General features: G+C 38.9%; 29 protein-coding genes. 6 read left to right on the top strand and 23 right to left on the bottom strand.

Features of this window, described 5'->3' with window-relative positions; genetic code table 11:
• The first annotated feature begins 4 nt into the window (after positions 1 to 4).
• The 3 genes from FJ651_RS15780 to FJ651_RS14450 are packed head-to-tail and all read left to right on the top strand — an operon-like array spanning position 5 to position 2,750.
• A complete protein-coding gene (locus FJ651_RS15780; protein ID WP_216746160.1) occupies positions 5 to 166 on the top strand; it encodes a DUF5522 domain-containing protein in 162 nt (53 codons plus the stop codon).
• A complete protein-coding gene (locus FJ651_RS14455) occupies positions 166 to 2,160 on the top strand; it encodes a urocanate hydratase (RefSeq protein WP_140991320.1) in 1,995 nt (664 codons plus the stop codon). Before FJ651_RS15780 ends, FJ651_RS14455 begins: the two co-directional genes overlap by 1 nt.
• Positions 2,161 to 2,177: 17 nt before the next feature.
• On the top strand, positions 2,178 to 2,750 hold the full coding sequence (locus FJ651_RS14450; protein ID WP_140991319.1) for a DUF4136 domain-containing protein: 573 nt from the start codon (positions 2,178 to 2,180) through the stop codon (positions 2,748 to 2,750).
• Positions 2,751 to 2,804: 54 nt separating this feature from the next.
• On the opposite strand, the gene FJ651_RS14445 is transcribed toward FJ651_RS14450, so the two are convergent.
• The 3 genes from FJ651_RS14445 to FJ651_RS14435 all read right to left on the bottom strand — a co-directional run bounded on the left by FJ651_RS14445 (position 2,805) and on the right by FJ651_RS14435 (position 7,427).
• Positions 2,805 to 4,979: an alpha-ketoacid dehydrogenase subunit alpha/beta gene (locus FJ651_RS14445; RefSeq protein WP_140991318.1), complete on the bottom strand. Its 2,175-nt coding sequence runs from the start codon at positions 4,977 to 4,979 to the stop codon at positions 2,805 to 2,807.
• Positions 4,976 to 6,046 carry a branched-chain amino acid aminotransferase gene (locus FJ651_RS14440; protein WP_140991317.1) on the bottom strand — a complete coding sequence of 357 codons (1,071 nt, stop codon included), beginning with the start codon at positions 6,044 to 6,046 and terminating at the stop codon, positions 4,976 to 4,978. The genes FJ651_RS14445 and FJ651_RS14440 overlap by 4 nt, the downstream gene beginning before the upstream one ends.
• Positions 6,047 to 6,107: 61 nt before the next feature.
• Entirely contained in the window at positions 6,108 to 7,427 is a 1,320-nt protein-coding gene (locus FJ651_RS14435) for a dihydrolipoamide acetyltransferase family protein (RefSeq protein WP_140991316.1), read from the bottom strand.
• Between the two features lie 172 nt (positions 7,428 to 7,599).
• Between FJ651_RS14435 and FJ651_RS14430 the strand changes: the two genes are divergently transcribed.
• Positions 7,600 to 8,076: an Lrp/AsnC family transcriptional regulator gene (locus tag FJ651_RS14430; RefSeq protein ID WP_140991315.1), complete on the top strand. Its 477-nt coding sequence runs from the start codon at positions 7,600 to 7,602 to the stop codon at positions 8,074 to 8,076.
• A 3-nt stretch (positions 8,077 to 8,079) separates the two neighbouring features.
• Here FJ651_RS14430 and FJ651_RS14425 read toward each other — a convergent pair whose 3' ends face one another.
• The 19 genes from FJ651_RS14425 to FJ651_RS14335 all read right to left on the bottom strand — a co-directional run bounded on the left by FJ651_RS14425 (position 8,080) and on the right by FJ651_RS14335 (position 23,608).
• Positions 8,080 to 8,676: an acyltransferase gene (locus FJ651_RS14425; protein ID WP_140991314.1), complete on the bottom strand. Its 597-nt coding sequence runs from the start codon at positions 8,674 to 8,676 to the stop codon at positions 8,080 to 8,082.
• A 76-nt stretch (positions 8,677 to 8,752) separates the two neighbouring features.
• Positions 8,753 to 9,511 carry an enoyl-CoA hydratase/isomerase family protein gene (locus FJ651_RS14420; protein WP_140991313.1) on the bottom strand — a complete coding sequence of 253 codons (759 nt, stop codon included), beginning with the start codon at positions 9,509 to 9,511 and terminating at the stop codon, positions 8,753 to 8,755.
• A gap of 39 nt (positions 9,512 to 9,550) precedes the next feature.
• Positions 9,551 to 9,868: a GIY-YIG nuclease family protein gene (locus tag FJ651_RS14415; protein ID WP_140991312.1), complete on the bottom strand. Its 318-nt coding sequence runs from the start codon at positions 9,866 to 9,868 to the stop codon at positions 9,551 to 9,553.
• A 48-nt stretch (positions 9,869 to 9,916) separates the two neighbouring features.
• Positions 9,917 to 12,418, bottom strand: a complete 2,502-nt coding sequence (gene paaZ, locus FJ651_RS14410; RefSeq protein ID WP_140991311.1) for a phenylacetic acid degradation bifunctional protein PaaZ — start codon at positions 12,416 to 12,418, stop codon at positions 9,917 to 9,919.
• Between the two features lie 99 nt (positions 12,419 to 12,517).
• A complete protein-coding gene (locus FJ651_RS14405) occupies positions 12,518 to 12,850 on the bottom strand; it encodes a type II toxin-antitoxin system PemK/MazF family toxin (protein WP_140991310.1) in 333 nt (110 codons plus the stop codon).
• Positions 12,847 to 13,092, bottom strand: a complete 246-nt coding sequence (locus FJ651_RS14400) for a CopG family transcriptional regulator (protein WP_140991309.1) — start codon at positions 13,090 to 13,092, stop codon at positions 12,847 to 12,849. Before FJ651_RS14400 ends, FJ651_RS14405 begins: the two co-directional genes overlap by 4 nt.
• A gap of 36 nt (positions 13,093 to 13,128) precedes the next feature.
• Entirely contained in the window at positions 13,129 to 14,337 is a 1,209-nt protein-coding gene (gene pcaF / locus FJ651_RS14395) for a 3-oxoadipyl-CoA thiolase (protein ID WP_140991308.1), read from the bottom strand.
• Positions 14,338 to 14,472: 135 nt separating this feature from the next.
• Complete coding sequence (ypfJ, locus tag FJ651_RS14390) at positions 14,473 to 15,336, bottom strand: KPN_02809 family neutral zinc metallopeptidase (protein WP_140991307.1); 864 nt, start codon at positions 15,334 to 15,336, stop codon at positions 14,473 to 14,475.
• Positions 15,337 to 15,392: 56 nt separating this feature from the next.
• Complete coding sequence (locus FJ651_RS14385; protein ID WP_216746159.1) at positions 15,393 to 15,824, bottom strand: PaaI family thioesterase; 432 nt, start codon at positions 15,822 to 15,824, stop codon at positions 15,393 to 15,395.
• 18 nt (positions 15,825 to 15,842) lie between these two features.
• Positions 15,843 to 16,214, bottom strand: coding sequence for a four helix bundle protein (locus FJ651_RS14380; RefSeq protein ID WP_140991306.1), 372 nt, complete (start codon positions 16,212 to 16,214; stop codon positions 15,843 to 15,845).
• 45 nt (positions 16,215 to 16,259) lie between these two features.
• Positions 16,260 to 17,432 (bottom strand): 3-hydroxyacyl-CoA dehydrogenase NAD-binding domain-containing protein, encoded by a 1,173-nt coding sequence (locus tag FJ651_RS14375; protein WP_140991305.1) that lies wholly within the window; start codon positions 17,430 to 17,432, stop codon positions 16,260 to 16,262.
• A 9-nt stretch (positions 17,433 to 17,441) separates the two neighbouring features.
• Positions 17,442 to 18,377 (bottom strand): threonine ammonia-lyase, encoded by a 936-nt coding sequence (locus FJ651_RS14370; protein WP_140991304.1) that lies wholly within the window; start codon positions 18,375 to 18,377, stop codon positions 17,442 to 17,444.
• Between the two features lie 16 nt (positions 18,378 to 18,393).
• A complete protein-coding gene (locus FJ651_RS14365; RefSeq protein WP_140991303.1) occupies positions 18,394 to 19,176 on the bottom strand; it encodes an enoyl-CoA hydratase-related protein in 783 nt (260 codons plus the stop codon).
• 94 nt (positions 19,177 to 19,270) lie between these two features.
• Positions 19,271 to 19,771 carry a 1,2-phenylacetyl-CoA epoxidase subunit PaaD gene (gene paaD, locus FJ651_RS14360; protein WP_140991302.1) on the bottom strand — a complete coding sequence of 167 codons (501 nt, stop codon included), beginning with the start codon at positions 19,769 to 19,771 and terminating at the stop codon, positions 19,271 to 19,273.
• Between the two features lies 1 nt (position 19,772).
• Entirely contained in the window at positions 19,773 to 20,525 is a 753-nt protein-coding gene (gene paaC / locus FJ651_RS14355; RefSeq protein WP_216746158.1) for a 1,2-phenylacetyl-CoA epoxidase subunit PaaC, read from the bottom strand.
• Between the two features lie 40 nt (positions 20,526 to 20,565).
• The gene (gene paaB, locus FJ651_RS14350) at positions 20,566 to 20,850 is read right to left on the bottom strand and encodes a 1,2-phenylacetyl-CoA epoxidase subunit PaaB (protein WP_140991301.1); all 285 of its coding nucleotides are present in this window, start codon (positions 20,848 to 20,850) and stop codon (positions 20,566 to 20,568) included.
• A gap of 31 nt (positions 20,851 to 20,881) precedes the next feature.
• Positions 20,882 to 21,838 (bottom strand): 1,2-phenylacetyl-CoA epoxidase subunit PaaA, encoded by a 957-nt coding sequence (gene paaA, locus FJ651_RS14345; RefSeq protein ID WP_140991300.1) that lies wholly within the window; start codon positions 21,836 to 21,838, stop codon positions 20,882 to 20,884.
• Between the two features lie 69 nt (positions 21,839 to 21,907).
• Positions 21,908 to 22,981: a 1,2-phenylacetyl-CoA epoxidase subunit PaaE gene (paaE, locus tag FJ651_RS14340; protein WP_140991363.1), complete on the bottom strand. Its 1,074-nt coding sequence runs from the start codon at positions 22,979 to 22,981 to the stop codon at positions 21,908 to 21,910.
• Positions 22,982 to 23,038: 57 nt separating this feature from the next.
• A complete protein-coding gene (locus tag FJ651_RS14335; RefSeq protein ID WP_140991299.1) occupies positions 23,039 to 23,608 on the bottom strand; it encodes a TetR/AcrR family transcriptional regulator in 570 nt (189 codons plus the stop codon).
• Between the two features lie 89 nt (positions 23,609 to 23,697).
• Between FJ651_RS14335 and FJ651_RS14330 the strand changes: the two genes are divergently transcribed.
• Together FJ651_RS14330 and FJ651_RS14325 are read left to right on the top strand one after the other, a co-directional pair.
• Positions 23,698 to 25,458 carry an aromatic amino acid hydroxylase gene (locus tag FJ651_RS14330; protein WP_140991298.1) on the top strand — a complete coding sequence of 587 codons (1,761 nt, stop codon included), beginning with the start codon at positions 23,698 to 23,700 and terminating at the stop codon, positions 25,456 to 25,458.
• Positions 25,459 to 25,532: 74 nt separating this feature from the next.
• Positions 25,533 to 25,838 carry a rhodanese-like domain-containing protein gene (locus tag FJ651_RS14325; RefSeq protein ID WP_140991297.1) on the top strand — a complete coding sequence of 102 codons (306 nt, stop codon included), beginning with the start codon at positions 25,533 to 25,535 and terminating at the stop codon, positions 25,836 to 25,838.
• Here FJ651_RS14325 and FJ651_RS14320 read toward each other — a convergent pair.
• The gene (locus FJ651_RS14320) at positions 25,833 to 26,447 is read right to left on the bottom strand and encodes a DUF4230 domain-containing protein (RefSeq protein WP_140991296.1); all 615 of its coding nucleotides are present in this window, start codon (positions 26,445 to 26,447) and stop codon (positions 25,833 to 25,835) included. The two genes, FJ651_RS14325 and FJ651_RS14320, sit on opposite strands and share 6 nt — an antisense overlap.
• Position 26,448 lies beyond the last annotated feature (1 nt).

Genomic DNA, 26,448 nt, shown 5'->3' with positions numbered 1-26,448 from the left:
AGATATGAAGAAAATCATTCCTATAGAAGAAGGCGATTATTATTTAACTCCTGAAGGTTATCGTTGCTTTACGGCGCAATACTTACTTAAAAGAGGTTATTGTTGTGAAAGCGGATGCCGTCATTGTCCTTATGGATTCGATAAATCTAACTTAAAAACGCGCTGATGACTGTTGTAACAAAAACATTCAAAAAAGACATCTTAGAAGGTATTCCGAAGGAGTTGCCCAAGGCTAAACCTTTTGACCCCGAGGTAAATCATGCCCCAAAGCGCAAACAAATTTTAAGCCCGGAAGAAGAAACATTGGCCTTGAAAAATGCATTACGCTATTTTAAACCAAAGCATCACGCTGTTTTATTAGATGAATTTAGAGAAGAATTAAAAACCTATGGCCGAATCTATATGTACAGATTGAGGCCAGATTACGAGATGTACGCCAGACCCATCAATGCATATCCTGCCAAATCCAAACAAGCGGCAGCCATCATGCTAATGATTCAAAATAACCTCGACCCCAAAGTAGCACAACATCCGCACGAACTCATCACCTATGGCGGTAACGGTGCCGTCTTTCAAAACTGGGCGCAATACAGGCTTACAATGCAGTATTTAGCTACTATGACTGATGAGCAAACGCTGGTGATGTACTCCGGACACCCAATGGGATTGTTTCCTTCTCATAAAAAAGCACCAAGAGTTGTGGTAACAAATGGCATGATAATCCCTAATTACTCCAAACCGGACGACTGGGAAAAATTTAATGCACTTGGCGTAACACAATATGGCCAAATGACAGCCGGGAGTTATATGTACATTGGTCCCCAAGGTATTGTGCATGGTACCACTATCACGGTTTTAAATGCCTTTAGAAAAATAAAAAAATCTCCTGAGGGTGGCTTGTTTGTAACTTCCGGACTGGGAGGTATGAGTGGTGCGCAACCCAAAGCAGGAAACATTGCAGGATGCATAACGGTTTGTGCCGAAGTAAATTCGAAAATTGCACAAGTGAGATTAGATCAACAATGGGTTGATGAAAAAATAACCGATTTAGATCTTCTGGTTATAAGAGTTAAAGAGGCTAAGAAAAACAACGAGACGGTTTCTATTGCATTTCTCGGAAACATCGTCGATGTGTGGGAGAAATTCCTTGAGGCAAATTTAACAATAGATATTGGCAGCGATCAAACCTCATTACATAATCCCTGGGCAGGTGGCTACTATCCTGTAGATTTAGGTTTTGACGAAGCAAATACCATGATGTCTGAAAATCCTGAAGTATTTAAAAGAAAGGTTCAGGAGTCTCTAATCCGCCAGGTAAATGCCATCAATCAGCATGTTGAACGAGGCACCTATTTCTTTGATTACGGCAATGCGTTTTTATTGGAAGCCTCTCGCGCCGGCGCTGATATCATGGCCGAAAATGATATTGATTTTAAATACCCAAGTTATATACAAGATATTATGGGACCAATGTGTTTTGATTATGGCTTTGGTCCGTTTAGATGGGTTTGCGCCTCAGGCGATGCAAAAGACCTTGACATCACAGATGCCATAGCCTGCGAAGTTCTTGAAAAAATGATTCGAAAGGCGCCAAAAGACATATCTCAGCAAATGCAAGACAACATACAATGGATAAAAGCAGCGAAAGCCAACAATTTGGTAGTAGGTTCGCAAGCCAGAATTTTATACGCCGATGCTGAAGGCCGAATTAAAATAGCCCAAGCCTTTAACAAGGCCATTAAAAAAGGCATGATTGGCCCGGTTATTTTAGGACGTGATCACCACGATGTATCCGGCACCGATTCGCCTTACAGAGAAACCTCAAACATTTACGACGGCTCAAGATTCACAGCCGACATGGCCATACAAAATGTAATAGGCGACAGTTTTAGAGGAGCCACCTGGGTGAGTATTCATAACGGTGGAGGTGTTGGTTGGGGCGAAGTGATTAATGGCGGATTTGGTATGGTTCTTGATGGAAGTAAAATAGCTGATAACAACCTTAAATCTATGTTGTTTTGGGATGTTAACAATGGCATTGCCAGAAGAAGTTGGGCAAGAAATGAAGGTGCTGAATTTGCCATCAAACGCGCGATGAAACAAGAGAAAAAATTAAAGGTGACTATTCCAAACCACGTGGACGATTCACTTCTGAAATAACTTAAAATTGTACGACTATGAAAACAATACTCAAATTTTTTACACTGCTCATTATAGCGATATCTTTTAGTTCGTGCTCCTCAGTAAGAGTCGCTGCTGACTACGAAAAATCAACCGATTTCAACAAATACAAAACCTACGCGTTTTTTAAGCCGGGAGTTGATCAGGCTAAAATAAGCGATATTGATAAAAGACGTATTTTAAGGGCTATTGAAGCCGAAATGCTAGCCAAAGGCTTTACCAAATCCGAAGAACCCGATTTACTGATAAGTATCTTTACCGAGTCTACCCAACGTGTGGATGTCTACAACAACGCCTGGGGCATGGGCGGTTGGGGCTGGGGCGGCTGGGGCTGGGGCGGCTGGGGTCCTGGTTGGGGCATGGGCTGGGGTCCCGGATGGGGCAACTCAGTTTCTACCTCGGTTGAAGGACAACTGTTTATTGATCTCATAGATGCCAACAAAAAAGAATTGATTTGGCAAGGCTCTGGTACCGGTAATATTACTAATAAAGACGTGGATAAAAAAGTAGCCGAAATTAATACCTTCGTCAATAAAATTTTAGAACAGTTCCCTCCTGGTCAACAATAAAATATGCTATAAAAAAAGGTCGAATATAATTCGACCTTTTTTTATTTTATAATACTAATAAGCCAGTAATTCAATTAATTTTTGTTTTACTTTTTCGGTGCTTGGTATCATGGTTTCTTCAAGTATTGAGTTTAGAGGAATGGCCGGCATATTTTCGCTGCCAATGGTCATTACAGGTGCATCTATATATTGAAAACACTCCTCCTGAATTTTTCCTGCCAGAGCTCGTGCAAAGCTATTATTTGAAGGTTCTTCGGTGACCACCAAACATTTTCCTGTTTTTTTAACCGACTTCATAATGGTTGCTTCGTCTAAGGGGTAGAGTGTTCGAAGGTCTATAATTTCTACCTGATTTCTCAGATTCAATTCACCAGTGGCGTTGTACGCCCAGTGAACTCCCATTCCGTAAGTTACTATGGTTGCTGTTTCTTCTTCCTCTTGAGGCCAGATTTCCTGTAAAACCCAAGCTTTTCCGAAAGGCAATACGTAATCTTCTGCCGGCTCAACAGAGGTCGCGCCTTGCGTACCTTTCACCTTACTCCAATACAAACCCTTGTGCTCTAAAATTACTACCGGATTAGGATCGTAATAAGCGGCTTTCATCAAACCTTTTAAATCGGCTCCGTTACTTGGGTAGGCAATTTTAATGCCTCTAATATTGGTAACAATACTTTCAACTGAAGACGAATGATAGGGTCCGCCACTACCGTAAGCACCAATGGGTACCCGAAGAATCATGCTCACCGGCCATTTACCATTACTTAAATAACAACTTCGACTTACTTCGGTAAATAATTGGTTGAGTCCCGGCCAAATATAATCGGCAAATTGAACCTCAACAATGGGTTTTAAACCCACCGCGCTCATACCTACAGTACTTCCAACAATAAAGGCTTCTTGGATGGGTGTATTAAACACTCTTGCATCACCAAATTTTTGGGCTAAAGTGGCGGCTTCTCTAAACACACCTCCAAGTCTGCCACCAACATCCTGACCGTATAATAAACATTCAGGATGCTTGCGCATTAATTCTTCAATAGCAAACAAAGCGCAATCAACCATCACCACTTTTTCGGCTCCTTCAGGCGCACGTGTGCCTTTCTCTTCTGTTATGGGCGTTGGTGCAAAATCGTGTGTAAACAAATCTTCTGGTTTGGGATCCTCGGCTTTTAATGCTTTTTCGAAATCTGTTTGTACATTTTGTTTCGCTGAATTTTCAATATGAGTGATGTCATTTGTGGTGAATCCGTTATCTAGAAGTTGTTGTTTTAAAACCGGATAAGGATCTTTTGATTTTGCTTCTTCCAAATCATCGCGATACCACTCCATACGCACACCAGATGTGTGGTGATTTAACAAAGGTACTTTTGCGTGCACTAAAAATGGTCGCCGCTCTTCGCGAATAGTTTTTATTACTTTTTCAAGTGCTTGGTAACATTCAATAAAATTAGCACCATCAATAGAAATAGCTTCCAATCCTTTAAATCCTTTGGCGTATTCAAAGGCATCCTGTGCTCTGGTTTCTTCGGCATTAGCAGAAATATCCCAACCGTTATCTTGAATTAAATATAATATTGGCAATTGCTTTAATGCTGCCATTTGAAAGGCTTCGGCTATTTCGCCTTCGGTAACTGAGGCGTCGCCTAGTGAACACAGGACAATCGAATTCCCGCGAAGGCGGGAATCTCGTTCTTTAAAATCAGAGATAGACGTATTACCTTCGGCACTTTTCAGGACAAGATTACCGCTTTCGTGGTAATAGGATTGATTAGACTCCAAATTTGATAAACTAGTGTCATCTTTTTTCCCGAAGAGATTACCGCTTTCGCGGTAATTTAGGCCCATAGCAGCCCCGGTTGCCGGAATGGCCTGCATACCTGTAGCAGAAGACTGGTGCGGAATTTTGGGTTTATCGTCATCTCTTAAACTCGGGTGCGAGTAGTAGGTTCGTCCACCCGAAAAGGGGTCGTCCTTCTTTGCCAACAGCTGCAGCATTAAATCATAAGGCCGCATACCTACGGACAGTATCATGGCATCATCCCGATAATATGGAAAAACATAATCCTGTGGCAACAATTGCATTCCGGCTGCTATTTGAATGGCCTCATGACCACGCGACGTGGCGTGCACATACTTCGAAACGAGTTTAAAATTTTCTTCGTAAAGTTCAGCCATAGATTTGGCCGTACTCATCAATTCAAATCCTTTTTTTAAAATTTCTTTATTCATGATGCTGTAACAATTTCAGCTTTTACCATCCAGTTGAACGGGTCTTCAACTTTACCTGTTTTAATTTGGTTGAGCAAATCATTAATTTTTTCAGCCACCGGACTTTCCTCGGAAACAAAAATGGTATCTTCATCGCTTCCAATTTCTTCGATGTAAGCTATACCCACCGCAGTTCCTGTTCCAAAGGCTTCTTTCAAGGAACCATTGTTAGATGCTTCCTTTATTTCATTTAATGAAATTAATTTTTCTGTGACTTTATAACCCAAGTGCTGTAATAATTTCATCACGCTATCGCGCGTCACACCTTTTAAAACCGAGCCATCTAATTTAGGTGTGATGAATTCATCATTTACTCTGAAAAAAATATTCATGGTGCCAACCTCTTGAATGTATTGGTGCTCGGCGGCATCTAACCACAAGACCTGATCATAACCTTTTGATTTCGCAATTTCAGTTGGTCTGATAGCCGCTGCGTAATTTCCGGCAGCTTTGGCTTCACCGGTACCGCCTTGCGCAGCCCTGATGTATTGTTTTTCTGCCCATAATTTAATGCGTTTGTTATACAAAGGTCCCGATGGCGATGCAATGATTACAAACTTGTAATGCGTTGCTGCACGCATCCCGATAAATGCTTCATCGGCATACATAAACGGGCGTAAATAGAGTGCGCTCCCTTCTTGCGGCGGAATCCAGTTTTTCTCAACAGCCACATACTGTTTTAAACCTTCAAGGAACAATTCCTCCGGAAAGGCAGGCATTCCCATTCGGTCTGCACTTTCGTTAATTCTCTGTGCATTCTTTTCGGGTCTAAAAAGCATTGGAACACCATCGGGGTCTAAATAGGCTTTCATTCCTTCAAAAATGGCCTGGCCGTAATGCAAAGCCATGGCGGCCGGATGGGTGGCAATGGGCTGAAGCGGCTCAATTCTTGGGTTTACCCATTCACCATTTTCGTAATCGCAAACAAACATGTGGTCTGTAAAGGTTTTACCTAAGGGAATGTTGTTAAAATCGAGTTGATTTACTTTTGAATATTTTACCTGATTAATTGAAATATCATTGTTCATTTTTAATCTATTTACACCCCTAAAGTCCCCTCAAGGGGACAATAAGAGAATTATATTATTTTTAAATTTCTCTGTTTATATCAAACTGCTCCAGATAATCGGCTACGCGTCTTAAAAAACTACCGCCTAGATAGCCGTCAACCACCCGATGATCAAAAGACAGAGACAGATACATCATACTTCTAATGGCAATTTCATCGCCGACAGTAGTTTCGATAACCTCAGCTCGTTTTTTGATAATTCCTAAGGCTAAAATGGCAACTTCTGGCTGGTTGATAATAGGCGTTCCCATCACGCTTCCGAAGGTACCAACATTCGAAATAGTAAAAGTGCTGCCTTTGATATCATCGGAATTTAATTTGTTGTTTCTTGATTTTTCTACTAGCAAATTAACATCTGTGGCTAAAGTTTTTAAATCCTTTTCGTCCGCGTTTTTTACAACTGGCACAATTAAATTACCGCTAGGTAAAGCCGTTGCCATTCCAATATTAATATCAGGCTTCACTATTATTTTGTTGCCATCAACCGAGGCATTGATATTTGGAAAATCTTTGATGGCCTTCGCCACTGCTTCAATAAAAAGTGGTGTAAATGTTAATTTCTCACTATACTTTTTTTGAAATGCCTCTTTATGGTCGTTACGCCACTGCACCATATTGGTTAAATCTGCTTCAACGTAGGCCGTAACGTGCGGCGACGTATGCTTGCTATACACCATATGATCGGCAATCATCTGGCGCATTCGGTCCATTTCTATGATTTTTCCGGTGCCTTTGTCTAGATTTAATTGTGGAATTCGGTATGCTGTTGGGTCTTGCACCACTGTTTGCGCAAATTGATATGGTCTTCCGTCGCTGATATATTGAAAGACATCACTTTTTCTCAAACGACCATCTTTACCGGTAGCGGGAATGCGCGCCAGCTCTTCAAAGCTAATATGTTGTTGTTTGGCTATGGATAGTATTAGCGGTGAAAAAAATGCGCCTTCAGCCCTATCGGAGGCAACGGTTGTTACAGTTGGAGGTTGAATTATTTTTTTTGAAGTATTTTGCTTTTCTTGAAGAGGCTCCTTCGCTTTGCTAGGAATGACGGTCTTGTTTTGGTCTGCAGTATCTTCATTTGAAATTTCAAGAATAGCAATGACTTCGCCAACCGGCACTATGTCTTTCGCTTTAAACCGAATTTCCTTCAAAACACCCGATGCCGGCGCCGGCACTTCATTATCCACCTTGTCTGTGGCTACTTCTAATAAAATATCACCTTCATTAAAACTGTCACCTTCAGAGAAGAGCCAATTAATGATGGTTCCTTCAGTGATACTTTCGCCCATTTTGGGCATTTTAAATTCCCACAACAGCGGGAATCTCTTATCTTGGTTCATTTCTTGACAATTCAATTTTTAAACAAGATTAAAAGTACTACATCTTTAATTCTACATTTGTTAAAATCGTACAAAATAAATTTTAAAAGGATATTATTCTTTATTAAATATATTTTAAAGTTTTTTATTCTTTTTATATTTGAAAAAATATGATTTAAAGAAATAATTTTCGATGGCATACCATTTAGACAAAATAGACATTGAGATATTGAAAATGCTGCAAAAAGACAGTAACCGTACCACCAAAAGCATCGCCGCTCAATTAGACATGAGTACATCGCCTATTTTTGAACGTATTAAGAAATTAGAAAAAGAAGGCTATATCAAAAAATACGTAGCAGTTTTAGACAACAAGAAAATAGGCCTGAAACTAACAGTTTTTATTGGCATTACCTTACAGGGTCATACCAGAAGTTATCTCGAAAAATTTGTGAAGGAAATTAATAATTTTCCTGAAGTTGTAGAATGCCACCGGGTGAGCGGCAATTTTGATTATCTGCTAAAATTGGTGGTAGAAGATATTGAAGCTTACGAAACCTTCATTATTACCAAACTCACACTACTACCCTACCTGGGAAATGTTCAAAGTCTTATTACCTTATCTACAGGAAAGGAAACCAACGAAATTGATTTGAGCAGCGTACTTTAACAATCACTTTTTAAAAGTTTCGCGCAAGGTTTTGTATACATCATCTTGTACTTTCATTTGACTGGGCACTTCTCTAAGGGGTTCAACAGCCTTTAACGTGTCATGACATTCCTTAGGTAATTGCTGGTATAATTGGGTACCTTTGGTCTTCCAGGCAATCATCTCATCGCTTACCTGCTTAATTATTTTTGCGGGATTACCAACTACTAAACTCCTTGGCGGGATATTCATTTCTGCCGGTACAAAACACATGGCACCAATAATGCTTTCGTCACCAATTTGGGCATCGTCCATTATGACTGAGTTCATTCCTATTAAACAATTCCTGCCCAAATTGGCACCATGAATAATAGCACCGTGACCTACATGGGCACTTTCCTTTAACACGATACTTTTTCCGGGAAACATGTGCACGGTACAATTTTCCTGCACGTTCACACCATCTTCCAAAATAATCTGTCCCCAATCACCTCGAATAGCCGCTCCCGGACCAATATAACAGTTTTTACCAATGATAACATTGCCTGTAATAGCTGCGAGCGGATGCACAAAACTACTTTCGTGGATAACCGGTGTGTAGCCTTTGAATGAGTATATCATATGATTACGTTTATCATTGCGAGGACGAAGGACGCGGCAATCTTTGCAAGAGATTCCTTCACTTCGTTCGGAATGACTAGCTATTTTTATAAGTTTTCAACTTCTCCTTTGTGAAATCGCTTAACACTAACCTTCCGCTTATCTTGGCCCGCTGCATTAACAACTGATCCCAATCTTCTGTACCTCGCCAAAACATAGTTTTCATTTCGGTCATGGCTTTTGGGTTGTAAGTGCATAATTTTTTAGAAAAGCTTTCTACGGCTTCATCTAAGGCCTCGGTGGTATCAAACAATTCTGTGAAAAGTCCTTTTTGTAAGGCCCATTCTGCCGAAAAAAATTCATCTGCGTTCATAGCGATTTGCGACATCCCACTTAAGCCAAGTTTGCGCTGTACCGCAGGACCAACCACAAACGGGCCAATACCAACATTGAGCTCGCTTAGTTTGATTGATGCATATTTGGTGGCCATACAATAGTCTGTTGCCGAAGCCAAACCAACACCACCACCAACAGTTTTGCCCTGAACCCTGCCGATTATAAACTTCGGACATTTGCGCATGGCATTAATAACGTTGGCAAATCCGGAGAAAAAGGTTTTTCCGGTTTCTTCATCTTCAATCTCTATGAGCTCGTTAAAGCTGGCGCCGGCACAAAAGGTTCGGTCACCACCACTTTTAAGTATAATGACTTTAACGTTGGTATCCTCGCCCATTGCGGTAATTGTTCTTGCCAGTTCGGTTAAAAGAACCGACGGCAAGGAATTATGAGAAGGATGAAAGAACTCAATGGTTCCAACATGTCCTTTAATTTGTTTTTTTACGTATGGTTCGTTCATGTTTACTGGTATGTCAATGCGCACCTGTTGCGCATTCGGTTAATTTTTTGTTTTGGTATAATTTGATAAATCCCATTTGGCACTAAGGTCTACCCATTCAGGATTACCTTCAGTAATAATATTTATTTTCCACTGTTTTTTCCATTTTTTAATTGTCTTTTCCCTTTGAATTGCTATCCTAACATCACTATATTCTTCAAAATAAACTAACTTCTTGATATTGTATCGACCTACATGTGTTCCAAAAGTTGCCCTCTTATGCTCGCTCATTCGTCTCTTAATATTATTTGTTACACCTACGTAGAAAATATGATTTTTTTCATGTGTTAAAATGTAAGTATAATACTTTTTTGACATAGGCACTGTTTGAAGCGACTGCGCAACAAGTGCGCAGTGACCAAAAAACTACAACAAATTAAACTGCTCAAAATGATGATTCAAATGCTTTCTCTCCAATAAATACCATTCGTATCTATTCAATTCACCAAAGACCATATTTTTTAATTTTACATCCGGATTTTCCTTGAAAAAATTGAGATATTTTTCTCTCTGTAATTTGAAGTTTTCAACAGCAGTTTCCAAATCAGGGTGATGCAATGGTGCTAATGTATCCTTTTCTAACTGCGGAAAGTTGGTGTTTTTAGGAAACTTTTCGTAGTTGTATAGACTGGCATGAACTTTTTCTAAAATCTTTTCTGGCGTGGCAATTTCAAAATTCTGAATCTCACCGGAGGCAATTTTGTAAGTATATTCTAAATGCTCAATCATATGTTGCGCGGTCATGATACCCCATTTAGGTTTAGACGCTTCCGAAAGCTTGGGCAAACATTCGTCTATTTTCTGATTGGTCATTTCAACAAAAGTCTCCTGCTTTTTTTGCACCATGGTTAATACCGTTGCAAAGGCCACTTTTTCGTCGTTAGTAGCGTCAAAAATTTCAGCATACCATTTTACAATTCCGCTTGGATGTTCGGCAGAAGCCACATCTCTGTCTATTTTTTGCTTACAGGTTAAACGTACATAAATGGTATCGTTGTGGTATAACGGACGAAGGAAACGACATTCTTCTAAACCGTAATTAGCGGCCACCGGACCTTTATTCGGATACACAAACAATCCAGCAGCTGCCGAAATAATAAAGTAACCATGAGCAGTTCGTTTTTCAAAAATGCTGCCATCGAGCGATGTGATATCGGTATGGGCATAAAAATGGTCCCAAGTTAAATTTGAAAAGTTAATAATGTCTGAATCTGTAATCGTCCTGTTATGGGTTTTCATAGACATCCCTGTTTGTATGTCTTCCCAGTGATATTTAAACGGATGTTGATCTGCTTCTTTGTATTTGGCATTTTGCTGGAAGATACCTGTTATTTCCGTGATGGTTGTTGGCGAACCTTGAATGGCGGTACGTTGCAAATAATGTTTGATACCGCGAACACCACCCATTTCTTCACCACCGCCGGCGCGACCCGGACCACCGTGAACCAGATAAGGCAATGGTGAGCCATGTCCGGTACTCTCTTTGGCACTTTCGCGATTAAGTACTAATATTCTGCCATGATGACTGGCGGCATTAATAACGTATTCACGAGCAATATCATCATTATATGTTGCAATGGAGGACACCAAGGAGCCTTTACCCATTTGCGCCAAGGTAATGGCTTCATCTAAAGTTTTATAAGGCATGATAGTACTTACAGGACCGAAAGCCTCACGCTCATGAATTATTGTGTTCTTAAATGGATGATCTGCTCTTAAGACAATCGGACTTATAAAAGCGCCCTTTTCTGAATCTGCTCCAATAGTTTCTATAGTATCTAAATTGCCATAAACAATTTGCGCTTCTTTGGCCAAATCTTTAACCGAATCTTTAACGGCACTAACTTGCTGACGACTTACCAGAGAACCCATGCGCACTTCTTTCAGTCTTGGGTCTCCAATAGTGATTTTATCCAATTCTTTTCCTAAAGCAATTTGAACATCTTCTATCAAGTTTTCAGGGACAATGATTCTTCTAATGGCTGTGCATTTTTGACCGGCTTTCACAGTCATTTCTTTTCTAACTTCTTTAATAAATAAGTCGAATTCTGGTGTTCCCGGAATAGCGTCTCCACCTAAAATTGATGCATTTAACGAATCGGCTTCCATTGTAAATGGTACAGATTCTTGAATTAAACGCGGGTGAGCTTTTAATAATCTGCCCGTTGCTGCCGAACCTGTAAATGTCACTACATCTTGAGATTCTACGGTATCGAGAATGTTTTTGATAGTACCATTGATTATTTGCAATGCTCCTTCGGGTAAAATTCCTGAGGCAATGATTTCTTTTGCAACTGCTTCAGCTAAATACGACGATGATGGAGCCGGCAAAACCACTGCGGGAACGCCAGCCATCCAGTTAACGGCACATTTCTCTAACATACCCCATACCGGAAAGTTAAAGGCGTTGATATGAACAGCAACTCCTTTTTTAGGCACCATGATATGATGCGCCATGAAGCGACCGCCTCGTGATAAATCTATAGGATCACCTTCCACGTGAAAAGGCTGATTTGGGAATAATTTTCTTAAAGATGCATTGGCAAATAAATTACCGAAACCACCTTCAATATCTATCCAACTATCAACTCTGGTTGCTCCGGTACGATAACTTAGTTCATAAAACTGTTCTTTCCTTTTAGTAAGGTAAAGCGCCAGTTTTTTAAGCATGTTGCCGCGTTCTTGAAAGGTCATTTTCCTTAGAGTTTCACCTCCTTTGGTTCTACCGTAGTTGAGAATTTCAGGAATATCTAAGCCATCGATGGCTACTGAAGCAAAAGCTTCGCCTGTGATGGCGTCGTGTATGGGTGTACCTTCTTCTTTTCCGGTAGTCCAGTTTCCGGTTACGTAATGTTCAATCTTCTTCATATGCTTGGTGCTTTGTATGATGAGATTTCCGCTTTCACGGAAAGGTGATGTTGTATTTTTTGCATCAGTACCGTAATTTAATGTAGGTTCGAATTGTTTCTAATATTTTAATATTTTGAACAAGGTATCATGGATTGAGGTTATTTTAGTTTTTGAGATAGTACCAAGTTTTTTTTTGAAACGTTCCTTTGATAATGTCCTAACTTGAAAAACCAAAATCTCCGAGGTTTCTTTTAATCCATTTTCTTCATTAGGCTCTATGATTGGATGTTCTTTAAAATAATGCAATGAAGTTGTTAGCGGACAAACTATTAACAAATTTGATTTTTGATTCATTGTGTTCCCACTGATAATCACTGCCGGCCTATTACCACTTTGTTCGCTACCTTTTACCGGTTCAAAGTAAACGTTCCATATTTCGCCTTGTCTCATTCTTTTTCTAAATCTTCAAGTATTTGGAACCATTCTTCTATTCCTTCTTCGGCTATTTCCAACATATCGGGATCGTTTGCAGCTCGTTCAAAAGATTGAGCGAATTGTGCCTTTTCAATTTGAATCAAATAACGCTGCAGCGCTTTCTGAATGAGCTTATTTTTTGGAATTTTTAATTCCGATGCTGTTTTTGCAAGCTGATCAAGGAGTTCTTGTGGAAGTGATGACGTAAATGTTGCCATTTTATATTTATTTTTTGTAAATATAATTAATATTTATCACATTTTTTCAATGATAGCTGCATAACCCTGACCAACGCCAATACACATTGTAACAAGTGCGTATTTTTTGTTTTGTTGATGTAATTCTAAAGCGGCGGAATAGGCAATTCTTGCACCGGTTACACCCAGTGGATGACCAATGGCTATCGCGCCACCGTTGGGATTCAATCGAATGTCGTCATCAGCCAAGCCCAATGCACGTGTACAAGCCAGTGCCTGAGCTGCAAAGGCCTCGTTTAACTCTATAATATCCATATCGTTCATGCTTAATCCTGCTTTTTCAAGTGCTTTGTTGGAAGCTTCCACAGGACCAATACCCATAATTCTGGGTTCTACGCCAACCACAGCAGAACTTACAATTCTAGCAAGCGGTTTTAAGTTGTATTGTTTCACGGCATCTTCTGAGGCGATGATGGTTGCAGCCGCACCGTCATTTAATCCTGATGAATTTCCGGCGGTAACACTACCGCCTTCTTTTTTGAAAGCCGGACGAAGCTTTCCTAAAACCTCTAAAGTGGTTGCCGGTTTTATAAATTCGTCCTTAGAAACTATAATTGGGTCTGCTTTTCTTTGCGGAATTTCTACCGGAATAATTTCCAATGCCAATCGGCCATTGACTTGTGCCTTAGCGGCTTTCATTTGGCTCCAGTAAGCAAATTTATCTTGATCTTCGCGAGTGATGTTATATTTTTCAACTAAATTTTCAGCAGTGTTTCCCATTCCGTCTGTGCCATTCATCTCATGCATTTTCGGATTAACAAATCGCCAACCAAAACTAGAATCGTACATTTTAGAATCGGTTCCATAGGCAGCTGAAGGTTTAGAAATTACATAGGGTCCGCGCGTCATGTGCTCAACACCGCCGGCAATAAATACATCGCCGTCGCCAGCTTTAATGGCGCGACTGGCGTGAATAATAGCCGATAAACCCGAACTGCATAATCTGTTAACCGTTTCACCCGGAACTGTATAGGGTAATCCCGCCAGAAGTAAAGCCATTCTCGCTATATTTCGATTGTCTTCACCTGCCTGATTGGCACATCCCAAAATAACGTCGCTGTAAACTTCTTTAGGAATTTGTGGATTTCTTTTTACAATTTCTTTGATAACCAAAGCAGCCAGATCGTCTGTTCTTACTGCAGACAGACTACCTTGATAATTGCCAATTGGTGTTCTGATACCGTCTATAATATATGCTTCTTTCATCTGTTTATATTTATTGTTTTTCAATGGCGCGATGTAATTCGTCAATTACGATTTATGTTTGTAACAACTTAATTACTTTGGCTCATATCATCTTACCGCCCACAAACTATGGGTATCTTTTTTAGTTATTACTAGTTAGTTTAACAATGCTGCAAAGGTGTCGTGATTTCTCATATCACCCGTTTGATAACCTTTTAAAAACCATTCCATTCGCTGCTGTGAAGTACCGTGTGTAAACGAATCAGGCACCACATAACCTTGCATTCGTTTTTGAATGGTATCGTCGCCTACGGCCTGAGCCGCACTTAAAGCTTCTTCTATATCGCCTTCCTCGAGGTATTTCTTATTGTAATGTGCCCAAAGACCTGCATAAAAATCGGCTTGTAGCTCCAGTGCAACTGATAATTTATTGCCTTCGGCTTTCGATACACTTCTTTGCAACTGCCTGACTTTTTGTGATGTTCCTAATAAGGTTTGCACATGATGACCAATTTCGTGCGCGGTGACATAGGCAATTGCAAAATCACCCTTTTTGGCTCCAAACCTATGATGCAATTCATTAAAAAAAGCTAAATCCATATATACTTTTTGATCGGCCGGACAGTAAAAAGGACCCATTGCAGACGAAGCCGTACCACAAGACGAAGTAACCTGTTGAGTGAATAATATCATTTTAGGTTCTTGATAAGTTCCAAGATTGTTTTGTGTGAATATACCATGCCAAACATCTTCGGTATCTGCAAGTACTGTTCCTACAAAATCACCTATTTCAATTTCATCTGGTGTAAGTTGTCTACTTTCAGATTGAACCGATTGTGTTTGCTGCTGATTGATTTGCTCCAGAATCGGAGCAATAGTTTGTCCTGTTTCACCACCAAATAGTTGTAATAAAATTATTACAACAGCTATTAAGCCACCACCGGCAACCACCTTGCCTTTGGTGCTTGTACCGCGACGATCTTCGAGGTTACCACTTTTTCTTCTGCCTTGCCATTTCATATTTTAATTGTTTAAGTAAGTTTTTAATATTGAGATTCCTGCTTTCGCAGGAATTGTTACCAATCTTTTTGAGTTCTGTAAACCACTCCTTTAAACAAAGCCACAAGCTCGTTGCCTCTTTTAACCTCGACTACATTAAAACCAAGTTTGTTGTTCACTTTTTCAATAACAGACTCAGCAATTAAATAGTCGCCTTCGTTAACAGCTTCTATATGATTAATACTTGTTTCTATAGAAACGGCATATTTACCATGTGTATTGGCGGTAAATCCGAAAGCTGTATCAGCTAAAGCGTAAGTAATACCTCCATGAGCCTTACCCATGCTGTTAAGCATGTCTTTTCTAACAGTCATTCCCAACTTACATGCACCAATTTCACACGCCAATATTTCAATGCCGAGCCATTGACTGAATGGGTCGAGGGATAACATTTTAGACGGGATAGTTCTTGAGCCTATGAGTTTTTGAGTATTTGAGTTGTTCGCCATTGTGTAATATAATTAAAATCATTTGTTGGATTTTATATAGTTTTTATAAGAAGTAATCATTTTTGATAACTCTGTTACTAGCTCACGATTCTTTTCGTCAGTCTGCTTATCTATAAAACCACGTCTCAAAGCCTTTGTGCTGCAAACCACACATTCATGTGCACTATCCCAAGCAATTTGTAAGTATCTATTAAAGTTGAGTTTTGTACTTGATGAACCTTCGGCAATATTCAAAGCAATAGCATCAGCCGCTCTGATAAACTGAGAGGAAAGCCGGTAGGTTTCTTCCTTCGGAAAGCTCTTTATTTGTTCAAAAACGTAATCACCAAAATCTAATGCCTTTTGATACATTATCAAATCTTCAAACTTAAAATGATATTTTTTTTCCATTTAATTAAAAGTTTTCAATTGACAAACACGCATTAACTCACAAACTCAAAAACTAAAAGACTCACCGCTTTGCCCCATTCGTCTCAATATCGGACTGCAACGATAGCGATCTTCCCGATATTCATCATATAGCGAATCCATTTTTTCAACACACCAATTGATTCCCTTTTCGTTTGCCCAAGCAAGTAGACCTTTAGGATAATTAACCCCTTTGGTCATGGCGTTGTCAATGTCCTCAGCTGAAGCAATATTCAAAAATAAGGCGTCAGCGGCTTCATTGATGAGCATGACTAAAATGCGTTCGAAGATTTTTTGTGCCAATTCTTTATCAGAAGATTCTTCGCTTTTGCTCTGAATGACAGTCGAACCATTTTCATTGTAATTGTAATAACCTTTTCCCGTTTTGCGACCTAAGTATCCTGCTTCCGCATAACGCTTTTGGGTGAACGAAGGTTTATATCTGGGATCGTAATAGAAAGCCGTGAAAACAGATTCGGTTACCGTGTAATTTACATCGTTGCCAATAAAATCCATAAGCTCGAAAGGCCCCATTTTAAAACCACCTATTACTTTCATGGCGCTGTCTATTTGAGCAAAAGATGCGATGCCTTCTTCATACACACGAAGCGCTTCGCCATAAAAGGGGCGTGCAACGCGATTCACAATAAAACCGGGCGTATCTTTAACTACAACAACAGTTTTTTTCCAATCTTTAATAATTTGAATTGTCTGATTTTTGATTTCTGCTGAAGTTTGAACCGCTGGTACAATCTCAACCAACGGCATTAGAGGTGCCGGATTAAAAAAGTGAATTCCGATGAATCTTTCAGGCTTTTCTAGGGCAGCTGCAATAGAAGCGATGGACAAGCTTGAAGTATTTGATGCCATAATGCAGTGTGCATCAACATATGTTTCCAACTCAGAAAATACCTTCTTTTTGGTATCGAGATTTTCAATAATAGCTTCAATAACTAGATTTGAATTTGCCAGATTTTTTAGGTTATCTACATAACTAATATTGTTTTGAATTCTATTTTTCTCATCTGAATCGATGTGGCCTTTCTCTATTAATCTGAGTAGAATTTTATTTAAACTTGCCTCTGCTTTGTTCAGTGCTTCACGATTGGTATCGTACAATTTTACTTTACAATGAGCTGTGGCCGCCACTTGAGCGATACCGCTTCCCATAGTTCCGGCGCCTATGATTCCTACATTCATATGTTTGGATTAAAATGGTAAATTTTTCACATCAACGTTTCCGCCCGATAAGATAATACCAATATTTTTATTTTTAAAATTATCTCTTTCCTTAATTAACGCAGCAAATGGGACAGCACATGACGGCTCTATAATTATTTTGAGTCGTTCCCAGATTAATTTCATGGCTTGAATGATCTCATCCTCATCTACCAAAATAATTCTTTCGACGTGTTGCTGAATGATGGGGAAATTCCTATCGCCTAAATTGGTGCGTAACCCGTCAGCCACTGTATTGACCGAATCATTGAATTCAATTTTACCCGATTGCAAAGATCTGAATGCATCGTCGGCTTGCGAAGGCTCTCCTCCTATCACCTTACAATTATTACCAAAGTAATGAGCAGCTAAGGCCGTTCCTGCAATGAGTCCGCCACCACCAACAGGAGCCATTAAATAATCTAAATCGGGATGTTCCTGCAATAATTCCATTGCAGCTGTTGCATTGCCATAAATTACTTCATCCTGATTGGACGGGTGCAAAAAAGTAGCGCCGGTTTCAATCCTGATTTTATCAGCCATTTCTTCTCTGTCAATGGGAGTGGATTCACTTTCAATAATTTCTCCGCCATAGGCGCGTACCGCATCTTTCTTTACCTGTGGCGCATTTTTAGGCATTACGATATATGATTTAACGCCAAGTTGATTGGCCGCTAATGCAACGGCTTGCGCAAAATTGCCTGATGAATGTGTGACAACGCCTTTTTGCCGTTCCTCCTGCGTCAACGATAAAATAGCATTAGAAGCACCGCGCATTTTAAAAGCACCCATCTTTTGAAAGTTTTCGCATTTGAAATACACATGTGCACCGGCTATTTCATCTAGTAATCTTGAAGTTAGCACTGGTGTATTGTGTATAAATGGTTGTATTCTTTGGTGGGCTTGGATAAGAACTTGTTGATTCATAATAACTAATCAAAAATTAAGCTCCCTTGAAATCAGGTTTTCTTTTTTCTATAAATGCCGAAACACCTTCGGCATAATCATTTGTTTGGGCTGCTTCTATTTGTAATTTTGATTCTAAAGATAATTGTTCTTCTAGATTATTGGTTAGCGATTGGTTGAAGGCTTCCTTAATTTTGCCCAAAGCAAGTGTTGGCATTTGAGCCAGCCTTAAGGCTACTTGACTTACTTCATCTTCAAAATTTTCTAAAGGAAGCACTTTATATATCATTCCTAGTTTTTCTGCTTCTTGAGCTGACACCTTATCGCCTAACATAGCTAATGCCGAAGCTTTTTGAAATCCGATGAGCCGTGGCAAAAAGAAAGTTCCTCCACTATCGGGTATCAAACCAATTAAACTAAATGCCTGAATAAAACTAACTTTTTCATGCGCCAACACAATGTCACAGGCTAAAGCAATATTGGCTCCTGCTCCTGCAGCAACGCCGTTAACGGCCGCAATAATTGGCTTTTTAATAGTTCGAATTAAGGAAATAATAGGATTATAATGTTCATCTAATATTTTTTTGAATCCCGGATTTAACTCGGGTGAAGTCACTTCCTTTAAATCCTGACCGGCACAGAAGGCTTTGCCATTTCCGGTAAGAACCAAAGCTCTTACTTCGGAATTGGTTTCGCAGTCCTTAAGGACTTGTTGCAGCCTTAAGGCCATTTCGCGATTGAAACTATTGAAAACCTCAGGGCGATTTAACCTGATGTAAGCTATATTGTTTTCTATTGATAAGCGTATACTTTCATTCATAATTTCGATTCGAATACATGCTGTACTAAGACAAAAATATTTTATTGTTTAATACTTTAATTATAAGAGATTCCTGCTTGCGCAGGAATTTAATTTACTTCAAACACTTAAAATAATCAAAAGGTTCTAAACAATCTTCACATTGAAACTGAGCTTTACACGCCGTGGACCCAAACTGACTGACTAGTCTGGTATTGGTAGAACCACAATTTGTACATTTAACAATTCGCTTGTTTCCAAGAAGTGCTTCTTTATCGGCTGTTTCGCTCAAGGGTGCTGCAATTCCATAATCTTCGAGGGCTTTTCGACCTCTGGGTGTTATCCAGTCTGTAGTCCAGGCAGGATATAAAATTAAATCAATTTCTACCTCGTAACCTTCGTCTTTGAGTGCTTTTTTGATATCATCACCAATAACATCCATTGCCGGACAACCGCTGTATGTTGGCGTAATTTCAACTTTTACCTTGTTATTTTTCAAAACTGCAGAGCGCACTACACCCATATCCATGATTGACAAAACCGGAATTTCAGGATCTGAAACTTGTTCCAGGATTGGAATGAGTTTATTGTCAATATTTTGCTCTGTTGTTGTCATTTTACCACTCCATATTAGGATACGCGCGCTGCATGTACTGCATTTCGGCTAATATATAACCCATATGTTCTGTATGAACACCTTCTTTTCCTCCTTTTTGGAAAAATTTTACCTCGGGAATCTCAATTGTGGCTTCATTTAGCACATCGTTAAGTTGATTGTAATAGTCTGCTTTTAATTGTGTGACATCAACACCTATGCCTTCGTTTAGCATTTCTTTATCGGCTTCTGTGAGTTGAAACAATTCGTTGGTAAAAACCCATAAATCATTCATGGCGTTTTGTATCCTTGAATGACTTTCATCTGTACCATCACCAAGTCTTTTTATCCAATCTGATGAAAAACGTTTGTGATACAAAGCTTCTTTTAATGATTTTTTTGCTATTGCAGAAAGCGTTAAATCTCTACTATGCTGCAATTGATCTAAAAATAAAACGTGATACACATCAAACAAAAATTGTCTTGCAATGACGTATGCAAAATCTGTATTGGGTTGCTCAACAAGTAACACATTTTTATAATCCCGTTCCTTTCTTATGAAGGCAATGGTATCTTCGGATGCATTACCACCAAGTATTTTGGCAGCATATTGATAATAACCACGCACCTGGCCTAACAAATCAAGCGAAATATTGGTGAGTGCAATATCGGTTTCTAAACTAGGTCCATGGCCACACAATTCACCTAAACGCTGACCCAATATCAGTGAATTGTCGGCAACACCGAGAATATAATTGTATAGATTTTTGTTCATAATACTTTTAATTAACAAGGTTCCTGCTTTCGCAGGAATTTTACATATGTTTCACTTCGTCAGGAACTTTATAAAAAGTTGGATGTCTGTAAACCTTGTCTTGAGCAGGTTCAAACATTTCACCGTTGTGTTCGGGATTTGAGGCGGTGATGTGCTTAGATTCTACTACCCAAATACTCACACCCTCATTTCTACGGGTATAAACGTCCCGTGCATTTTCGAGTGCCATTTCAGCATCTGCAGCGTGCAGACTTCCAAAGTGACGGTGCTCTAAACCATTTTTACTTCTTACGAAGACTTCCCAAAGTGGCCAGTTTTTTTTCATAATACTGCCCGCGAAAGCGGGTATCTTTTAGTTAAACTACTTGTTTTTCTTTTCTGTCTGCTTGTTTTTCGGCATAAGCCATTGCTGCATCTCTCACCCACTCGCCGCGTTCCCAAGCACCTTTTCTGGCTGCTAATCGCTCTTTATTGCACGGACCGTGGCCTTTAACAACCTGCCAAAATTCGTCCCAGTTAATGGGGCCAAAATCGTAGTGACCGCGTTCTTCGTTCCATTTTAAATCAAAATCTGGAATGGTCAGGCCAATTAAATCTGCCTGAGGAACGGTTTGATCTATAAATTGCTGACGCAATTCGTCGTTGGTTTTACGCTTTAATTTCCATTTCATGGATTGCTCGGTATGAACTGAGGCATCGTCTGTTGGACCTAACATCATAAGCGATGGCCACCACCAGCGATTTAACGCATCTTGTGCCATTTCCTTTTGCTCCGGTGTTCCCTGAGCCAATTTCATCATAATTTCAAAACCTTGCCGCTGATGAAAACTTTCTTCCTTACAAACACGCACCATAGCTCTGGCATATGGCCCGTAAGAGGTGTTGCACAATGGCACCTGATTGATAATGGCAGCCCCATCAACCAACCAGCCAATTGCACCCATATCTGCCCATGTGAGCGTGGGATAGTTGAAAATACTTGAATATTTGGCTTTTCCAGTGTGTAACTGCTCGTACAATTCGTCTCTTGAAATACCTAAGGTTTCGCAAGCACTATACAAATACAAACCATGTCCTGCTTCATCCTGAACCTTAGCTAAAAGTGCTACTTTACGTCTTAACGACGGCGCTCGGGTTATCCAATTTCCTTCGGGCAACATGCCTACAATTTCAGAATGGGCGTGTTGCGATATCTGACGAATATGTGTTTGACGGTACTTTTCGGGCATCCAGTCCTTTGGCTCTATTTTTTCGTCGCGCGAAATTTTTGCTTCAAATTCGGCTTCCAGATTTTTAATTTGATTTTCACTCATGGCTTTATATTTTGGTAATTTTTCTTTTTTCGAAATGTCTATGTCGAGATGCCTTTTTACAAAGGCATTTTATACATCAAAATCTACTACTACTTTTTCACTCACAGGTTCAGCCTGACAACTCAATACGTAATTATTAGCTACTTCATCGTCTTCTAAGGCATAGTTCACTTTCATTTTCACTTCACCTTCAACCAACTTACACTTGCAGGTACTGCAAACGCCGCCTTTACAGGCGTATGGCAAGTCGGCACCCGCCGCCAAGGCTGCATCGAGAATGTTATCATAATCTGATTCCATATTAAAATGAAATTCTTTTCCGCCATCAATGATGGTTACAGGAATACCATTGGCTTTTATGGTTGACACTTCCTTTGTAGCCGTTTTAACGACAGGCACATCTCCCGCAAAAAACAGTTCAAAATGAATGTTATCTTTACACAAGCCCATAGCTTGTAAAGTCTCACTAATCATAAAGATCATATCCTTAGGCCCGCAAATAAAACAATGGTCTACATCATTTACATCAAAAAAATGCTTGCTGAGGGTTTTAATTTTTTCTTCTGTAAATCTGCCGTTAAACAAAGGAATGTCTCTTTGCTCTTTTGTTAGAAAATAAAATATCTCAAACCTGTCAAAAAATATATTTTTAAGTTGCTCAATTTCTTCTTTAAATATAATTGATTTTACAGTTCTATTCAAGTAAAATAGCTTAAATGTTGCATTAGGCTCTGCTAACAAATGCGTTTTTATGATAGATAGCATTGGTGTAATTCCACTACCGGCAGCAAAAGCAATATAATTTTTGGCTAAGTTTGGTGCTAAATCGACAGAAAATTTCCCTGAAGGTGGCATCACCAACAATTCATCACCCGATTTTAAAGTTGTATTGGCATAAGACGAAAATATTCCGCCTGGAATTTGTTTAATTGCCACACGCCATTGATTGTCTAACGGACTGGAGCAAAGCGAATAAGAACGCCTAACATCTTGTCCGTTTATTTCCTTTCTTAAGGTTAAATGCTGACCCTGTGTAAATTTAAAATCAGATTTTAAATGCTCGGGGATATCAAAGGTAACCACGGTTGTATCCTTGGTGTCTTTGTAAACATCCGCAACTTTTATAGAATGAAATTGTACCATAACTTTAATACTAACAACTGTTAGTTTAGAATTCAAAATTACAAATTTATTTGTAAACTATTTGTTAATTCCGCCAATGAGTACTTCCACTAACTGCGAAGTAAGGTTGTTAATATCAATATCTTCTTTTTTAGGTATCCAAACATACAAATACCTAAGGGTTGATAGTAACGAAAACATTACAACATCGGGGTTCATATTTTTAATTTCATTATGTTCAATTCCTTTTGTAATAATTGTCTTTAGATTATCCTCGTATTGCTTGCGAAGTTGAAGATAGTATCCGCGTTTATTTTCCAAATGCATCCAATCGTTATTGAGCACTGCCATACCATCAGGATTTTCTGAAGCCAGTTTAACGTGTAAAAGAACGACACTTTTCAATTTTTCAACATTGGTATTATCAGAAATTAAAATGTTTTGCATACCCGATGTAAATTCTTGGGCTATTTGAATGAGAATTAATTCTAAAATTTCTTGTTTCGAATTGATATGATTGTAAAGGCTGGCCGCTTTAATACCCATTTCTTGCGCTAGGTCTCTCATGGTAACAGCGCTGTAGCCTTTCTGTTTAAAAAGTTTTCCAGCAATTTTTATGATTTCTTCTTTTCGAGTTGGGTTTATCATAATTATTTACAGATATAAAATCCTAAAATACTTTATTTACCAACGTAATGTATAGAACATTTAATAATTTTGTTTTCAAAAAATTAACTATGAGCCATGAATATGAGTCCAATCCTTTAATTGACAGACTTCCTCCTCACCTAAAACAATTCATAAAGCCGCAAAATTACAACCTGTATTCTCCCATTAATCAGGCAGTTTGGCGATATGTGATGAGAAAAAATATTTCCTATCTGTCTACAGTTGCGCACAAAATGTACTTAAAAGGGCTGGAGTTGACAGGAATTTCTATAGATACCATTCCAAATATGTACGGAATGAATCGTATTTTAAAAGAAATAGGCTGGGCAGCTGTGGCTGTTGATGGTTTTATTCCACCAAATGCCTTCATGGAATTCCAAGCGTACAAAGTGTTGGTCATCGCATCAGATATTCGTCAATTAGAACATATTGAATATACCCCTGCACCAGATATTATCCATGAAGCGGCCGGGCATGCTCCTATTATTGCTAATCCCGATTATGCCGAATATTTAAGGAGATTTGGCGAAATTGGATCTAAAGCGATACTTTCGGCTCATGACAATGCCATTTACGAAGCTGTTAGAAAGTTATCAATTTTAAAAGAATCTACCTCTAGTTCAGAAGAAGAGCTAGTGCAAGCCGAAAATGAGGTAAATCAATTGCAAGCTGAAAAAGTTGAGCTTTCCGAAATGGCACAGATTAGAAATTTACATTGGTGGACAGTAGAATATGGCTTAATAGGCACCCCTGAAAACCCTAAAATCTATGGAGCAGGATTGCTATCCTCTATTGGTGAAAGTAAATGGTGTCTTTCTGAATCTGTAAAAAAAATACCCTATTCTGTAAAAGCAGCGCAAACCGAATTTGATATAACGAAACCGCAACCTCAGCTATTCGTGACACCAGATTTTTCTTACCTTATGGAAGTTTTAGAAGAGTTTGCAAACACCATGGCTCTTAGAACCGGCGGTTGGCGCGGACTTCAAAAATTGATAGATTCCAAAAAAATTGGGACTATTGAACTAAATACAGGTCTGCAAATTTCTGGCAAGTTTATTCAATTAATTAAAGACGAAGACAATAATGTGGTATTCTTCAAAACCGAAGGTCCAACAGCCTTAGCCTCCCGCGAAAAAGAGCTTATTGGACACGGTATAGCCCGTTATTCTAATGGTTTTAGCTCGCCGATCGGGAAATTAAAGGGTATTAACCTAGCTATTGAAGATATGGGACCACGAGATTTAAAAGCTTATAATTTCTACGATGGAAAGCGCATTTCTTTTGAATACGAAAGTGGTATTACCGTAGAAGGTCTTAACATAACAGGATTGCGTAATATTAATGGAAAACTAATATTAATTCTATTTGAAGATTGTACCGTTATGTACAAAGGTGAGATACTGCACTCACCAGAAGACGGCTCTTTTGATATGGCTGTTGGGTCTTCAATTATATCTGCTTTTGCGGGTAGTGCTGATTTTCTTTCTTTCGAAAATTTGTATAACGTTTCTAACTACAACACGCATCAAGCCGTCAAAAGTAAGGCAACTCTTAAGCTTGAAGGACTTTATCAGCGTATTAGGGAATTGAGAAATGGAAATAAAGAACTTATTGAAGATGAATTATTAGAGCTGTTGAACACCTTAAAAGTAGAATTTCCAAACGACTGGCTTTTGACATTAGAATTATTTGAACTCGCTTATACGAAACAGCACCAGAAATTAATATCAACGACGCGTTTATATTTAGATTATCATATAGAATACCAGCCAAAAATTGCGCACCTCATAACCGATGGTATTAAAATAGTTAATGAAACGCACTAGCGATGTTGCGGTTTGTAACTTTAGTTACTTTAAAATAAAAGTATTAATAAGACCTTTGAACAAAATTATTATTTATGGGATTATTAGATTTTTTTAAAAGCAACTCAACCGATTATATAACCGATTTTAAATCGAGAAATGCCATTATTGTTGATGTTAGAACTCCAGGCGAGTTTAGACAGGGCGCCATTAAAGGAAGTAAAAACATTCCTTTACAAGATATCAATAATCATTTGGTTGAACTGAAAAAATTAAACAGACCGGTTATTACCTGTTGTGCCAGTGGAATGCGTTCAGGGTCTGCTGCCAGTATTTTAAAGCGCAACGGCATTGAAGTTGTTAACGGTGGCGGTTGGATGAGTTTAGAAAAACGATTATAAATCTAGCTCATTAAGCTCGGTTGCCGCCTCAATTGGTGTTTGATTGTATTTTAAGGTCCATCCAAGCGAATTGGTTAAAATGTAAAACTTAGACAGTTCGCTAATCAATCTATTTTTTGCGTTAGATTTCATCTCTGAATTCTCAAGTTTTTTGCTAAGAGAACTTTTTATGATATCTTTAATTTGGTTATAGTCTGATGCTTCAAAAGGGTTAAAAAAATCTGCCTGAACATCGTAATATTCTAAATCGGGACTAATTTTAATTTCTTCCTTCGGAATATAGGTGATTGTAAGTGTTTTGTTGGCTTCATCAATTTGGTATTCTAATTTACTCAAATCGTATGCAATAGTTACATCGGCATTTACAACAACAAGTGCTTTTTTTTCTGACGTTAAATAATCTCCAAAGAAATTTTTGGAGTTTTTGTAATTAAAAACTTCGCTAAAATGACCTTCGATAACAATGAGTTTACCAACATTTTTTACCTGCTCCTGAATAAGAGCTGAACTTTCCCGCAATTCTACGCGGTTATCACGCCTATCTTCACAATACTTGAAAGTAAACAAGATAACCAACGTAATTACAACACCTAAGAGTATTTTTCGCATT

This window comes from Paucihalobacter ruber (genome assembly GCF_006494535.1).
Classification (GTDB): domain Bacteria; phylum Bacteroidota; class Bacteroidia; order Flavobacteriales; family Flavobacteriaceae; genus Paucihalobacter; species Paucihalobacter ruber.
The sequence above is the reverse complement of the archived record's forward strand: the minus strand, read 5'-3'. Positions and strand labels throughout refer to the sequence as shown.

Coding starts and splice junctions, on each gene's coding strand:
- FJ651_RS15780 (WP_216746160.1), top strand. CDS start 5: ATGAAGAAAATCATTCCTATAGAAGAAGGCGATTATTATTTAACTCCT.
- FJ651_RS14455 (WP_140991320.1), top strand. CDS start 166: ATGACTGTTGTAACAAAAACATTCAAAAAAGACATCTTAGAAGGTATT.
- FJ651_RS14450 (WP_140991319.1), top strand. CDS start 2,178: ATGAAAACAATACTCAAATTTTTTACACTGCTCATTATAGCGATATCT.
- FJ651_RS14445 (WP_140991318.1), bottom strand. CDS start 4,979: ATGAATAAAGAAATTTTAAAAAAAGGATTTGAATTGATGAGTACGGCC.
- FJ651_RS14440 (WP_140991317.1), bottom strand. CDS start 6,046: ATGAACAATGATATTTCAATTAATCAGGTAAAATATTCAAAAGTAAAT.
- FJ651_RS14435 (WP_140991316.1), bottom strand. CDS start 7,427: ATGAACCAAGATAAGAGATTCCCGCTGTTGTGGGAATTTAAAATGCCC.
- FJ651_RS14430 (WP_140991315.1), top strand. CDS start 7,600: ATGGCATACCATTTAGACAAAATAGACATTGAGATATTGAAAATGCTG.
- FJ651_RS14425 (WP_140991314.1), bottom strand. CDS start 8,676: ATGATATACTCATTCAAAGGCTACACACCGGTTATCCACGAAAGTAGT.
- FJ651_RS14420 (WP_140991313.1), bottom strand. CDS start 9,511: ATGAACGAACCATACGTAAAAAAACAAATTAAAGGACATGTTGGAACC.
- FJ651_RS14415 (WP_140991312.1), bottom strand. CDS start 9,868: ATGTCAAAAAAGTATTATACTTACATTTTAACACATGAAAAAAATCAT.
- paaZ (WP_140991311.1), bottom strand. CDS start 12,418: ATGAAGAAGATTGAACATTACGTAACCGGAAACTGGACTACCGGAAAA.
- FJ651_RS14405 (WP_140991310.1), bottom strand. CDS start 12,850: ATGAGACAAGGCGAAATATGGAACGTTTACTTTGAACCGGTAAAAGGT.
- FJ651_RS14400 (WP_140991309.1), bottom strand. CDS start 13,092: ATGGCAACATTTACGTCATCACTTCCACAAGAACTCCTTGATCAGCTT.
- pcaF (WP_140991308.1), bottom strand. CDS start 14,337: ATGAAAGAAGCATATATTATAGACGGTATCAGAACACCAATTGGCAAT.
- ypfJ (WP_140991307.1), bottom strand. CDS start 15,336: ATGAAATGGCAAGGCAGAAGAAAAAGTGGTAACCTCGAAGATCGTCGC.
- FJ651_RS14385 (WP_216746159.1), bottom strand. CDS start 15,824: ATGGCGAACAACTCAAATACTCAAAAACTCATAGGCTCAAGAACTATC.
- FJ651_RS14380 (WP_140991306.1), bottom strand. CDS start 16,214: ATGGAAAAAAAATATCATTTTAAGTTTGAAGATTTGATAATGTATCAA.
- FJ651_RS14375 (WP_140991305.1), bottom strand. CDS start 17,432: ATGAATGTAGGAATCATAGGCGCCGGAACTATGGGAAGCGGTATCGCT.
- FJ651_RS14370 (WP_140991304.1), bottom strand. CDS start 18,377: ATGAATCAACAAGTTCTTATCCAAGCCCACCAAAGAATACAACCATTT.
- FJ651_RS14365 (WP_140991303.1), bottom strand. CDS start 19,176: ATGAATGAAAGTATACGCTTATCAATAGAAAACAATATAGCTTACATC.
- paaD (WP_140991302.1), bottom strand. CDS start 19,771: ATGACAACAACAGAGCAAAATATTGACAATAAACTCATTCCAATCCTG.
- paaC (WP_216746158.1), bottom strand. CDS start 20,525: ATGAACAAAAATCTATACAATTATATTCTCGGTGTTGCCGACAATTCA.
- paaB (WP_140991301.1), bottom strand. CDS start 20,850: ATGAAAAAAAACTGGCCACTTTGGGAAGTCTTCGTAAGAAGTAAAAAT.
- paaA (WP_140991300.1), bottom strand. CDS start 21,838: ATGAGTGAAAATCAAATTAAAAATCTGGAAGCCGAATTTGAAGCAAAA.
- paaE (WP_140991363.1), bottom strand. CDS start 22,981: ATGGTACAATTTCATTCTATAAAAGTTGCGGATGTTTACAAAGACACC.
- FJ651_RS14335 (WP_140991299.1), bottom strand. CDS start 23,608: ATGATAAACCCAACTCGAAAAGAAGAAATCATAAAAATTGCTGGAAAA.
- FJ651_RS14330 (WP_140991298.1), top strand. CDS start 23,698: ATGAGCCATGAATATGAGTCCAATCCTTTAATTGACAGACTTCCTCCT.
- FJ651_RS14325 (WP_140991297.1), top strand. CDS start 25,533: ATGGGATTATTAGATTTTTTTAAAAGCAACTCAACCGATTATATAACC.
- FJ651_RS14320 (WP_140991296.1), bottom strand. CDS start 26,447: ATGCGAAAAATACTCTTAGGTGTTGTAATTACGTTGGTTATCTTGTTT.